Genomic DNA, 12,457 nt, shown 5'->3' on the forward strand with positions numbered 1-12,457 from the left:
CCCCGGCAGCTTGCCGGTTTGATTCCAGAGGAAAGAGCAAACCCATGACTTACCAGAATTATTCGCTGAAGCAGCTTCAGCAGATTGACGCCGCGCATCATCTGCATCCCTTCACCGACCACAAGGAATTGCGCGAGACCGGCTCGCGCATCATCACCCACGCCAACGGCCCGTTCATCTACGATGCCGACGGCACCGAAATACTCGACGGCATGGCCGGGCTGTGGTGCGTCAATGTCGGCTATGGCCGCGACGAGCTGGCCGACGCCGCTTACGCGCAGATGAAGGAATTGCCCTACTATAATTCCTTCTTCAAATGCTCGACGCCGACGCCCGTGCTGCTGTCGAAGAAGCTGGCCGAGCTGGCGCCCAAGGGCATCGCCCAGGTGTTTTACGGCTCCTCCGGCTCGGAGGCCAACGACACGGCGCTGCGGCTCGTGCGCCACTATTGGGTGCTGGAAGGCAAACCGGAGAAGAACCGCATCATCTCGCGCAAGTCGGCCTATCACGGCTCGACCGTCGCCGGCACGTCGCTCGGCGGCATGGATTCGATGCACAAGCAGCTCGGCGGGGCGGTTCCCAACATCGTCCATGTGATGATGCCCTATGCCTATGAGTTGGCGCTGCCTGGCGAAAGCGACCATGATTTCGGCCTGCGCGCGGCCAAGGCGGTCGAGGATGCCATTCTGGAGGCCGGCGCCGACAAGGTGGCTGCCTTCATCGGCGAGCCGGTGATGGGAGCGGGCGGGGTGAAAATACCGCCGATGAGCTATTGGCCGGAAGTGCAGCGCATCTGCCGCAAATACGATGTGCTTTTGATGCTGGACGAGGTCATCACCGGCTATGGCCGCACCGGCGAATGGTTTGCGGCGCAGACCTTCGGCATCGAGCCCGACACCATCACCACGGCCAAGGCACTGACCTCGGGCTATCAGCCGCTGTCGGCGCTGCTGGTCGGCGACCGTATCGCGGCGACGCTGGTCGAAAAGGGCGGCGAATTCTACCACGGCTATACCTATTCGGGTCACCCGGTGGCCTGCGCGGTGGCGCTGAAGAATCTCGAGATCATGGAGCGAGAAGGCCTGGTCGACAGGGTCAGGAACGACACTGGACCTTACTTCGCCCAGGCGCTGCAGGAGCGCATTGCCGGCCACGAACTGGTCGGCGAGGTGCGATCGATCGGGCTGATGGGCGCGGTCGAGATCGTCAAGGACAAGGCGACCAAGGAGCGCTTCCTGCCGGCGGGCAGTGCCGCCGTCACCGTCCGCGACCACGCCATCGCGCAAGGCCTGATGCTGCGCGCCACCGGCGACACGATGATCCTGTCGCCGCCGCTGATCTGGACCCGCGCGACGATCGACATGGCTTGCGATCGCATCGCCAAAGCGCTGGATCTGGCGCAAGCGGATTTGCGCAAGAAGTAGATGGAACGACAGCCGGACGCCTTGCAATCAGGGCGCCCGGACTGTGCGCCTGCTTATCGTCAGGGTCGAAGGGGTCAGCGCACCGATCGTGCTGGTCAATGAAGACCATCAGGCAATTCCGAACGCTGCAATCGGAATATAATTCAGATCGAACAGTATAGGACTGCAAAACGCAAAAACCGCGCTCCATCGGAACGCGGCTTTGCCAGATACGCATGGCATTTCGCCAACAATACACTTGCGAAACTTACGGGCTCCGGTACGCGAGACCTGATCCGGAGCGCCGGGCGGATGCGATATGTCCGCCTCGCCATCCGTTATATAGGCACATCGTTACCGCCGGGTTATCGAGAGCTTAAGCAAATCTAAATTTGCAATTTTTCCGCGCAATAAAAATCGAGAAAAGCGCTGCCAAATTCGAAACTTATAGAGAACTGCCGCGAAGGAAATTTATGATGCCGGAAAAATCCGATCCGCCATTTCCCTGGGCGTTGAACAGCGCATAAAGCTGGGCCGCTTCGGCCCCCATTGGCGTCACCGCGCCGGCGCTTTGGGCCGCCTCCTGCGCCAGTTTCAGGTCCTTCAGCATGAGTGCCGCGGCAAAGCCCGGTTTGTAGTCGCGGTTGGCGGGTGAGGCCGGCACGGGACCCGGCACCGGGCAATAGGTGGTCAGCGACCAGCACTGGCCCGACGAAGTCGAGGCAACGTCGAACAGGGCCTGATGCGAGAGGCCGAGCTTTTCGGCCAGCACGAAGGCCTCTGCGACGCCGATCATCGAAATGCCGAGCATCATGTTGTTGCAGATTTTGGCTGCCTGACCGGCGCCGTCGTCACCGCAATGGACGATGCGGCCTGCCATCGGCTTCAGGACCGGTTCGGCCTTGGCGAAGGCATCCTTGGCGCCGCCGGCCATGAAGGTCAGCGTTCCCGCAGCAGCACCGCCGGTGCCGCCGGAGACGGGGGCGTCGATCGAATGCAGCCCGTGCTTCCTTGCTACGGCATGCGCCTTGCGGGCCGACTCGACATCGATGGTCGAGGAATCAATGAACAGGGCGCCTGGTTTGGCCTTGGGTGCGATGTCCTCGTAGACCGAGAGCACGTGCTTGCCGGCGGGAAGCATGGTGATCACGACATCGACGTCCTTCACCGCGGCAACAGCATTAGCCATGACGGTGACACCATGCTCGCGCGCGACGGTCAGGTTCTCCGGCATCAGGTCGAAGCCATGTACCGTATGACCCGCCTTGACCAGATTGGCGGCCATAGGATTGCCCATATTACCCAAGCCGATGAAGGCGACAGTGGTCATAGCGGTGCTCCATGATGAGTAGGCAGTAGGCAGTAGGCAGTAGGCAGTAGGCAGTAGGCAGTAGGCAGTAGGGCGACCTATTCGGGTGCGAGTTTGAGAATAAGTTGGCGAAGCATTTTTCCGATGGCCTCGGCCGCCAGAAGCAGGTGCTCAGCTTGCCCATGCGTGGCAACGCCAATGCGTTGAGCGATTTGGAGGTGTGTCTCGAACTCCTTAAGCGAGCCTTGGGCTATCCTGAGAAATTGCTGATAGGAGCCTCGGTTGTCTCGGCCATAGCCTTCCGCGATGTTTGCAGGGATAGAGGTTGCTGAACGGCGGATTTGGCTGGTCAGCCCATATAATTCCTCTTTGGGCCATGTCTTGGTCAATGAGTAGGTGCTGATAGCCAGATCCATCGCCTGCTGCCATACGATAAGATCCTTGTACGAGTTGACCTTGCCGGTCATCTTTGCCTACTGCCTACTGCCTACTGCCTACTGCCTACTGCCTACTGCCTACTGCCTACTGCCTACTGCCTACTGCCGTCCGATCAACGCCCGCGCGATGATGACGCGCATGATCTCGTTGGTGCCTTCGAGGATCTGGTGGACGCGCAGGTCGCGCACCAGTTTTTCGATACCGTAATCATGAAGATAGCCATAACCGCCATGCAGCTGCAGCGCCTCGTTGGCGACGTTGAAGCCGATGTCGGTGACGAAGCGCTTGGCCATGGCCGACCATTTGCCGGCATCCGACGCCTTGCGGTCGAGTTTCGAGGCGGCGGCGTAGAGAAAGATCCGCGCTGCCTGCAATTCGGTCTCCATGTCGGCCAACCTGAACTGCAGCGCCTGGAACTGGTTGATCTTCGAGCCGAAAGCCTTGCGCTCGGCGGTATAGGACAGCGCCTTGTCGAGCGCAGATTGCGCGCCGCCGAGCGAACAGGCAGCGATATTGAGGCGGCCGCCGTCAAGGCCGGCCATGGCGATGCCGAAACCTGCGCCTTCCCCCGACAGCAGGTTTGCAGCCGGCACCTTGCAGTCCTCGAAGATCACCTGGCGGGTCGACTGCATGTGCCAGCCCATCTTGTGCTCGTTGGCGCCGAAGGAGAGGCCGGGCGCATCCTTCGGCACGACGAAGGTGGAAATGCCCTTCGGCCCGTCGGCGCCGGTGCGCGCCATGACGACATAGAGGTCGCTGTCGCCGGCCCCGGAGATGAACTGCTTGGCGCCGTTAAGCACATAGTCGTTGCCGTTCTTCACCGCGCGCGTCTTCAGCGCCGCGGCATCCGAGCCTGAACCCGGCTCGGTCAGGCAGTAGCTCGCCAGCCATTCCATCGAGGTCAGCTTCGGCAGGAAGCGTTGGCGCTGCTCGTCGTCGCCGAAGCGGTCGATCATCGACGCCGCCATATTGTGGATCGAGATGAAGGAGGAAAACGCCGGATCGGCGTGCGACAGTGCCTCGAAGATCAGCACGGCGTCGAGCCGGCCGAGCGCCGAGCCGCCGACATCGTCCCTGACATAGATGCCGCCGAGGCCGAGCGGGCCGGTCTCGCGGATTACATCGGCAGGAAAGTGTCTTGCCCGGTCCCATTCGAGCGCATTGGGCGCAACGCGATCGGCGGCGAAGGCCTGTGCCATCTCCTGGATGGCGCGCTGTTCCTCGTTGAGCTCGAACTGGCTGGTGCTCGCATCGACCGCGGCGTCCATGGCGTGCTCCCTGTGTTCCCCAGCTGGGGTTGGCTTGCTGGCCTGTTGTTTTTGGCTTTGCGCGCCGCTCAATCTAGACCAATGATGCCGCCGCGCAACCCGGCTCGCCGCGCAGCCGCTGTGCATGAATGGATCAAGGGAGCATTGCGTGCCGACATATTTCGACGAATTGCTCGACCGCTTCCATGCCTATCTCCGGGGCGTGGACAACGCGCTGGTGCGGGACGCCGTGACCCGGATCGGCTGGAATATGACGGCGCGCGTGCTCGAAGCGCATCCGCTGCCTTGCCTTGGTCTGCTCGACCGCATTGTCGAACTGGCGCCGCCGGACCCGCAGCCTCTGGTGCAACTGCTGGCGGAGCGTCGTGACGATCTGTGCTGGGGGCAGACCTACAACGCGAGCGATTTTGGTGAAGCGTTCTTGCAGAAATACGGCTGGCTGGAGGTGTTTGGCACGCGCGGCCATTTCGCCAATGAAGAGGTCGCGGCCGGATTGCTGATCCTGGGGCCCGGCATCACCTATCCCGACCATCATCACATTGCCGAGGAGATCTACATTCCGCTGACCGGCGGCACCGAGTGGCGCATGGGCGAAGGCGGCTTTCACACCCGCCAGGCGGGCGAAATTATCCATCACGCCTCCAATGTCAGCCATGCCATGCGCACCGGCAGCGAAGCGTTGCTGGCGCTCTACATCTGGCGCGGCGGGCCGCTGGCGCAGAAATCGACCGTTTCCGGCGCGCAGGGCAGGGGCTGAGCATGGCCAAGGCGATCATGCTGCAAGGCACGGGTTCGGATGTCGGCAAGACGGTGCTGGTGGCGGGGCTCTGCCGCGCGGCCAGGAATCGCGGGCTGAAAGTCAGGCCGTTCAAGCCGCAGAACATGTCGAACAATGCCGCCGTCGCCGACATTCCGGGCGACGACCGCCCCGGCGGCGGCGAGATTGGCCGTGGGCAATGGCTGCAAGCGCTGGCGTGTGGTGTTCAGCCGACCGTGCATATGAATCCGGTGCTGCTCAAACCCCAGAGCGACATCGGTTCGCAGGTGATCGTGCAGGGCAAGGTGTTCGGCGAGGCGCGAGCGCGCGACTACCAGACAATGAAAGCGGGGCTGATGGACGCCGTGCTGGAGTCCTGGACGAAGGTCGGTGAGGGCGCCGATCTGGTCGTCGTCGAGGGCGCCGGATCGCCGGCCGAAATCAACCTGCGCAGCCGCGACATCGCCAATATGGGCTTTGCCACGCGCGCCGACGTGCCGGTCATCCTGGTCGGCGACATCGACCGCGGTGGCGTCATCGCTTCGGTCGCCGGCACGCATCTGATCCTGCCGGAGGGAGACAGGCGCATGATCGTCGGCTACCTCATCAATAAGTTCCGCGGCGATGTCTCGCTGTTCGACGACGGCATCCGGTCGATCGAAAGCTTCACCGGCTGGCGCTGCTTTGGCGTCGTGCCGTGGCTGAAGGCGGCGGCGCGATTGCCTTCGGAGGATTCGGTCGTGCTCGAACGCCTGGCATCGGGCGAGAAGCGGGCGTTGAAGGTCGCCGTGCCGATGCTTGGCCGCATCGCCAATTTCGACGACCTCGACCCGCTCAAGGCCGAACCGCAGGTCGAAGTGGTGTTTGTGCCGCCGGGGCAGCGCTTGCCGGAGGATGCCGGCCTGGTGGTCATTCCCGGTTCCAAATCGACGATCGGCGATCTCATGAAGTTCCGCGAGAATGGCTGGGATCGCGATCTCCTCGCGCACCGCAAACGCGGCGGCCATATCGTCGGCATTTGCGGCGGCTTCCAGATGCTCGGCCGCCTGGTGCGCGATCCCGATCGCATCGAGGGCAGCGTCACCGAGGCGGAAGGTCTTGGTCTGCTCGACATCGAGACGGTGATGGAGCCGGAAAAGACGGTGCGCAATGTCAGCGCCCGCTCAGTGCCGTTCGGCCTGGCGCTCGAGGGCTACGAAATCCATCTCGGCCGTACCACCGGGCCGGACATGGCGCGGCCGTCGGCTGTGATCAACGGCATCGACGACGGTGCCATTTCCGCCGATGGCAAGGTTTTTGGCACCTATCTGCACGGCCTGTTTTCCGCCGACGCTTTCCGAGCGAGATTCCTGGAAAGCCTCGGCGTGAAAGGCGGCGGCGTCGACTATCGGGCGGAGGTGGAAAACGCTCTGGACGAGATCGCAACCGAACTGGAGCGCCATCTCGATTGCGATGCGATTTTTGGGTTAGCGAGGTAGGGCCGCCCATCGTTTCGTCATCCTCGGGTCTGCGCTTCCGCTTCGTTTCCACTCCGTGGATGTCGAAGTTCGGGCGCTTTCGCCGACCTTCGACGCGGCGCTGAAGGACCAAGGCCGATGGCGAAGGATTCTGCGAAACTGATCACCAGCGGGACGGTGAGCGAGGCGTATTCGACATTGCGAAAATGGCCGGGCGCCGTTTCGCGATAGCCACAAATGTCGGTGACCGCGTTCTGCAGCCGCAGGCCCGGCGCGCGCCGCACCATCTCGAACCGGTCGGCTACCGGGCGGTGCTGTTGATCGTGGCGCTCCGTCTCGCCGGACATGGTCATCCTTCCGCGCGGAAGAGCCTAACGGACCATGCATCCAAAGCAAAAGCGCCCGGCTTTTGACCGGGCGCTTCGAATTGCAGAAGTCTCGGGTGCCTAGGCGCCGCGCATCAGGCAGGCGGCGGCAAGCACAATGTATGCGATGAGGACAATCCACACCGCAGCCAGAGGAATGAACGCAAGAACGCCAAGCGCGGCGAGCACGCCGATGATGGCGATGACTAGGGATATGATGAAAACAAGCTGAGTGGGTGCACTAAGATTCATGTGTGGTCCCTCCAACATGATTCGTACAACGGCATCCTATCAGGCGTGAGGCTTATACACCAATCAGCTGGCGCAATGGGTTCGCCGGGTCGGCCAGCAGCTTCACCGCCAGCGCCAGGCAGATGATCACCAGCAGCGGCTTGATCAGCCGGGCGCCGATGCGGATGGCAAGGCTGGCGCCGAGCCGGGCGCCGAGGAACTGGGCGACGCCCATCATCAGCCCGATCTTCCAGTAGACGACGCCGGCGATGGCAAAGACGATGAAGCCGCCAATGTTGGAGGCGAAATTGAGCAGCTTGGTGTGTGCCGTCGCCTTGAGCACGCCGAAGCCGGCAAGGCTGACGAAGGCCAGCATATAGAAGGAGCCGGCTCCCGGCCCGAACAGCCCGTCATAGAAGCCGACCAAAGGGGCGATGATCAGCCCGAACAGGAAGGGCGACAGGCGCTCGGCGCGGTCGACATCGTTCATGTTGGGTTTCACGGCGAAGTAGATCGCGATGGCGATCAAAAGCAGCGGCAGCAGCGCCCGCAGGAGATCACCTGGCACGAATGCCGCCAGCAAGGCGCCGACGGCACTGCCGGTAAGGGCCAGAAGCGCCGATGGCAGCTGTCGACGCAGATCGACATGGCCATTCCTGGCATAGTGGATGGTCGCCGAAGCGGTGCCGAAAATGCCCTGCAGCTTGTTGGTTCCAAGTGCTGCGACCGGCGGGAATCCGGCAAGCAGCAGGGCCGGGATGGTGATCAGCCCGCCGCCGCCGGCTATCGAATCGACAAAGCCGGCTGCAAAGGCGGCGAAGGCAAGCATGATGACGGTGTGGGTAGCGAGGTCGAGCATCGGGATTTCTGAACATTCCGGCGGGAAAGGTGATGCCGCGCCTTCTCATGGCCATCTGGTTTGCGCAAGGCCGATTCCGCGCTACGTCCATCCAAGCGCGTTGCGCTTGGATTTCCTGTGGTGCATGTCATTATCCCAATACCGCTGGGCAATTTTGGGTCATGTGCACTGGGCGGACTCGGAAAAGGGATACTGTTGGCGATGGCATTGCTCGACCAGATACGCTCGATCTTCGATGGTGACCCCGGCGTGCGCAAGGTTGCCGACGACCCGGTGCTGTCGGCGGAACTCTTGATGCTGTTTCGCATGATCCTGGCCGACGGCTCGGTTTCGGAGAGCGAGATGGTCGCCTTCCGGCGCATCTGCAAGGACGCCTTCGGCATCCCGGAAACCAGCATCGACGCGGTCATCGAATATCTCAATGATTTCGGCTACGAGACCAACGGTTCGCAAGCCATTGCGCTGTTCCGCGATCTCGATGTCGAACGGCGCAAGTTGCTGGCGCTCCACATGGCGGAGATCGCCAAAGCCGATTCCAAACTGGCAGAGAGCGAAGTGCGGCTGTTGCGCCGCACGCTCGATTTGCTCGACATCAGCCCGGTCGATGTGGTGAAGCCGGAGGAGTGAGGCAGACCAGGGGCAACGGCCGCCCGGCCGGGTCCCCGCTGCTTCGCAGCGTCCCAGCGTTCGTGACCTTTCATCGTGCCACTGGCACGATGAATTCGCTGCGCGAACCGGTCACTCACCCCTGTTCCTGCATACGGTGAGCGATCGCCCGATGCAGATCGGGCGCAGCCGCGACCAGCGCCCTGGCCGCCTCCGACTGCGGATGATCGAGCACGTCGCCGGTCTTGCCGCGCTCGACGATCCTGCCGTCATGCATGACCAGCACCTCATCGGTGATGGCGCGGGCGACGGTCAAATCGTGAGTGATGAAGAGATAGGCGATGCCGAGCTTCTGGTTGAGCTCTGCGAACAGATCGAGGATCTGGGCGCGGATCGAGACGTCGAGCGCCGAGACCGGCTCGTCGGCGACGACCAGCTTCGGCCTGGTGATAATGGCGCGGGCGATCGACAGGCGCTGGCGCTGGCCGCCGGAAAACTCATGCGGATATTTGTCCATGTCGCTGACGCCGAGGCCGACCTCGTGCAGCGCATGCGCCACCATCTCGCGCCGCTCGGCCGGTGTCGGCTTCTTTTCCAGTACATGCAGCGGCTCGGCGACCAGTTTCTCGACCTTCTTGCGCGGGTCGAAAGAGCCGTAGGGATCCTGGAACACCACCTGCATGTCGCGCCGCGCGGCTTTGAGCTCCGCCTCGCTTTTACCGGTGATGGTCTCGCCGCGAAAGCGGATCGTTCCCGATGTCGATTTGTCGAGCGCCAGGATCATGCGGGCAAGCGTTGACTTGCCGCAGCCGGAGCGGCCGACCAGCGCCACCGATTGGCCCGGCGCCAGCGACAAGGACACGTCGTCGACGGCGCGGATTGGAGCCGCTGACTTGAACAGGGAGGTGCGCCGGCCCGGATAGTCCCGTGTCACGCCTTCGACCTCAAGCAGCGGTTTGCCCTGGCCGGTGGCGTGAACCTTGGCGCGCGCGGGCACGTGCATGGAGGCCAGCGCCAGCTGGCGCGTGTAGGGATGCAGCTGTTCCGATAGCGTGCGTGCGGTGTCGCCGGCTTCCATCACCTCGCCATGGCGCAGGATGGTGATGCGGTCGGCCATTTCGGTGACGACGGCGAGATCGTGCGAGATCAACAGCAGGCCCATTCGGTTTTCGCTGACAAGGCCGCGCAAGAGGTCGAGGATCTGCGCCTGCAGCACCACGTCGAGCGCCGTGGTCGGCTCGTCGGCGATGAGCAGCTTGGGTTTCAATGCGCAGGCAATGGCGATGACGACGCGCTGGCGCTGGCCGCCCGACAATTCGTGCGGATAGCGCGACAGCGGGAATTTCGCCTCGGGCAGGCCGACGCGGTCGAGCATTTTGCGCGCCCGGTCTTCGGCTTCCGCGTGGCTGGCTTTGGTGTGCCAGCGTATGCCTTCGGCGACTTGTTCGCCGATGGTCTTGACCGGGTTCAGCGCCGTCATGGGCTCCTGGAACACCATGCCGATGTCATCGCCGCGCAACGCGCACATCTGGTCCTCTGTGGCCGCGAGGATGTCGATGCCCTCGAAGGTCACGCAGCCGGTGGCGCGCGCAGCATGCGGCAGAAGCTGCATGATGGTCAGCGCCGTCATCGATTTGCCCGAGCCGGATTCGCCGACCAGCCCCATCACCTCGCCGGGCGCGACGGAGAGGTCGACCCCTTTGAGGATCGACGTGTCGCCGATCGCCAGCGACAGGTTCTCGATCTGCAGCAGGCTCATCGTTGCCGCCGCGACTTCGGGTCGAGTATGTCGGCGATGCCGTCGCCGAGCAGATTGAGCCCAAGCACGGTGACGACAATGGCCATGCCGGGGAAGATCGCCATCCACGCCGCCACCACCATGCGCGTCTGGGCGTCGAACAGCATGCGGCCCCAGCTCGGCATTGGCGGCTGGGCGCCGAGGCCGACATAGGAGAGACCGGCTTCGGCCAAAATGCCGAGCGCGAACTGGATGGTGCCTTGCACCAGAAGCAGCGTGGCGATGTTGGGCAGCACGTGCTCGATTGTAATCTGCGTCTTGCTCTTGCCGGCGGCGCGCGCGGCGAGGATGAACTCGCGCGGCCAGATCGCCAGCGCGCCGGCGCGGGCGACACGCGCAAACACCGGGATGTTGAAAATGCCGATTGCGATGATGGCGTTGATTGCGCCCGGTCCGAAGATGGCGGTGATCATGATCGCCGACAGCAGCGCCGGGAAGGCGAAGACGAGGTCGTTCAGCCGCATCAGCGCCTCGTCGACAAACCCGCCGCGCGCCGCGGCGAAGGCGCCGAGCGGCACGCCGACGCCCATGCCGATGCCGACCGCGACCAGCGCCACGGCAATTGAGTTGCGGGCGCCGACCATGATCATCGACAGGATGTCGCGGCCGAAATGATCGGTGCCGAACCAGTGCGCCGCAGAGGGCGCCAGCGTCTTGTCCGAGATCACCAGTTTGGTCACGTCGTAGGGCGTCCAGACGTAGGAGATGACCGCTATTGCAGCCACCAGCACCGTGATGGCGAAGCCGATGAGGAAGGAGCGGTTGCGGAAGGCCTTGGCCAGAATGCTGCCCAACGTCTCCTGCGGGATGTCGATGTGCAGCGTCATTGCCGGCCTCGAAGGCGCGGATCGACGATGGCGTAGGAGACGTCGACGACGAGGTTGACTGCAATGACGGCGACGACCAGCAGCATGACGATGCTTTCCACCACGATCAGGTCGCGCTGAGTGATCGCCTGGAACACCAGCCGTCCCAGACCAGGCAGATAAAAGACGTTCTCGATGATGATGGTGCCGGCGAGCAGGAAGGCGAATTGCAGGCCCAGAATGGTCAGAACCGGGATCATCGCATTGCGCAGCGCGTGCCGCCACAGCACAGCGCGATAGGGCAGGCCCTTGGCGCGGGCGGTGCGAATATAATCCTCGTTCAGCACCTCGAGCAGCGCGGAGCGGGCAACGCGAGCCAGGATCGCGGCCTGCGGCAGAGCGAGTGCTACGGCCGGCAGCAGCAGCGATTTCAGCGCCGGCCAGGCGCCGGCGCTCCAGCCGGGGAAACCGCCGGCCGGCACCAGCCGCAGCCAGACGGCAAAGAGGTAGATCAGCATCAGCGCGAACCAGAAGTTCGGGATGGCGACGCCGAGCTGGGCGGCGCCCATGGCGATCGTGTCACCGGCCCGCCCGCGCCGGCTGGCGGAATAGAGCCCGACCGGGATGGCAATGATGGTCGACAGCGCCAGCGCGATCAGCGCCAGCGGCAGGGAAACCGCCATGCGCTCGCGGACAAGGTCGATGACCGGCACCGAATAAGTGTAGGAGCGGCCGAAATCGAGGCTGAGCAGGCCACCGACCCAGTGGAGGTAACGCAGGAGAAGCGGTGCGTTGAGGCCCATCTGGTTGCGCAGGAGTTCGACCTGATCGGCGCTGGCGTTGAGGCCGAGCATCAGCCGCGCCGGGTCGCCGGGCAGGATTTCGAGCACGGCGAAAACGATCATCGAGGCCAGGATCAAGGTTGCGATGGCGATGGCGAGGCGTTTGAGGAGGTAGGCGGTCATGGTGGAGGGAATGGTGCGTTGCCAAGTGCGATGACTGAGCAAAGGCAGCGTTCTGTCACACCCCCCTCTGTCCTGCCGGACCCGGCCCTTCGCTGTCGCTTCGGGCGTTCGTTGTTCGGAAAGCCAAGCAGTTGGCTTTCCGTCCGCTGCGCGGACCACTCCTCACCCCCCGCAAGGGGGGAGATCAGCAGTTTC

At 63.3% G+C, this 12,457-nt stretch carries 12 protein-coding genes and 1 pseudogene; 4 read left to right on the forward strand and 9 right to left on the reverse strand.

Going from position 1 to position 12,457, the window contains the following annotated elements:
- The first annotated feature begins 44 nt into the window (after positions 1–44).
- On the forward strand, positions 45–1,424 hold the full coding sequence (locus ACYG9R_RS23155; RefSeq protein ID WP_023688135.1) for an aspartate aminotransferase family protein: 1,380 nt from the start codon (positions 45–47) through the stop codon (positions 1,422–1,424).
- 424 nt (positions 1,425–1,848) lie between these two features.
- Here ACYG9R_RS23155 and mmsB read toward each other — a convergent pair whose 3' ends face one another.
- The 3 genes from mmsB to ACYG9R_RS23170 all read right to left on the reverse strand — a co-directional run bounded on the left by mmsB (position 1,849) and on the right by ACYG9R_RS23170 (position 4,418).
- Complete coding sequence (gene mmsB / locus ACYG9R_RS23160; RefSeq protein ID WP_023688136.1) at positions 1,849–2,733, reverse strand: 3-hydroxyisobutyrate dehydrogenase; 885 nt, start codon at positions 2,731–2,733, stop codon at positions 1,849–1,851.
- Positions 2,734–2,810: 77 nt separating this feature from the next.
- Complete coding sequence (locus ACYG9R_RS23165) at positions 2,811–3,179, reverse strand: four helix bundle protein (protein ID WP_023688137.1); 369 nt, start codon at positions 3,177–3,179, stop codon at positions 2,811–2,813.
- A 69-nt stretch (positions 3,180–3,248) separates the two neighbouring features.
- Positions 3,249–4,418 (reverse strand): isobutyryl-CoA dehydrogenase, encoded by a 1,170-nt coding sequence (locus ACYG9R_RS23170; RefSeq protein WP_023688138.1) that lies wholly within the window; start codon positions 4,416–4,418, stop codon positions 3,249–3,251.
- 148 nt (positions 4,419–4,566) lie between these two features.
- Between ACYG9R_RS23170 and ACYG9R_RS23175 the strand changes: the two genes are divergently transcribed.
- Complete coding sequence (locus ACYG9R_RS23175; RefSeq protein WP_023670427.1) at positions 4,567–5,175, forward strand: dimethylsulfonioproprionate lyase family protein; 609 nt, start codon at positions 4,567–4,569, stop codon at positions 5,173–5,175.
- A gap of 2 nt (positions 5,176–5,177) precedes the next feature.
- Positions 5,178–6,653, forward strand: a complete 1,476-nt coding sequence (locus ACYG9R_RS23180) for a cobyric acid synthase (RefSeq protein ID WP_286488138.1) — start codon at positions 5,178–5,180, stop codon at positions 6,651–6,653.
- A 107-nt stretch (positions 6,654–6,760) separates the two neighbouring features.
- Here the strand turns inward: ACYG9R_RS23180 and ACYG9R_RS23185 are convergent.
- From ACYG9R_RS23185 to ACYG9R_RS23195, 3 genes and pseudogenes are all read right to left on the reverse strand, one after another.
- Positions 6,761–6,979, reverse strand: a pseudogene (locus tag ACYG9R_RS23185) (AraC family transcriptional regulator); the annotation flags it as partial.
- A 99-nt stretch (positions 6,980–7,078) separates the two neighbouring features.
- On the reverse strand, positions 7,079–7,249 hold the full coding sequence (locus tag ACYG9R_RS23190; RefSeq protein WP_023670429.1) for a hypothetical protein: 171 nt from the start codon (positions 7,247–7,249) through the stop codon (positions 7,079–7,081).
- Between the two features lie 52 nt (positions 7,250–7,301).
- Positions 7,302–8,087, reverse strand: a complete 786-nt coding sequence (locus ACYG9R_RS23195) for a TSUP family transporter (protein ID WP_023823063.1) — start codon at positions 8,085–8,087, stop codon at positions 7,302–7,304.
- A gap of 195 nt (positions 8,088–8,282) precedes the next feature.
- Here ACYG9R_RS23195 and ACYG9R_RS23200 point away from each other — a divergent pair, with 195 nt between their 5' ends.
- Positions 8,283–8,714: a TerB family tellurite resistance protein gene (locus tag ACYG9R_RS23200; RefSeq protein ID WP_023688142.1), complete on the forward strand. Its 432-nt coding sequence runs from the start codon at positions 8,283–8,285 to the stop codon at positions 8,712–8,714.
- A 115-nt stretch (positions 8,715–8,829) separates the two neighbouring features.
- Here ACYG9R_RS23200 and ACYG9R_RS23205 read toward each other — a convergent pair whose 3' ends face one another.
- Genes ACYG9R_RS23205 through ACYG9R_RS23215 form a run of 3 tightly spaced genes read right to left on the reverse strand, consistent with a single transcriptional unit; the run spans position 8,830 to position 12,262 of the window.
- Complete coding sequence (locus ACYG9R_RS23205; RefSeq protein WP_023823062.1) at positions 8,830–10,452, reverse strand: ABC transporter ATP-binding protein; 1,623 nt, start codon at positions 10,450–10,452, stop codon at positions 8,830–8,832.
- Positions 10,449–11,318 carry an ABC transporter permease gene (locus ACYG9R_RS23210; RefSeq protein ID WP_023823061.1) on the reverse strand — a complete coding sequence of 290 codons (870 nt, stop codon included), beginning with the start codon at positions 11,316–11,318 and terminating at the stop codon, positions 10,449–10,451. The genes ACYG9R_RS23205 and ACYG9R_RS23210 overlap by 4 nt, the downstream gene beginning before the upstream one ends.
- A complete protein-coding gene (locus tag ACYG9R_RS23215) occupies positions 11,315–12,262 on the reverse strand; it encodes an ABC transporter permease (RefSeq protein WP_023700305.1) in 948 nt (315 codons plus the stop codon). The genes ACYG9R_RS23210 and ACYG9R_RS23215 overlap by 4 nt, the downstream gene beginning before the upstream one ends.
- Positions 12,263–12,457 lie beyond the last annotated feature (195 nt).

The organism is Mesorhizobium sp. RSR565B (assembly GCF_054719465.1).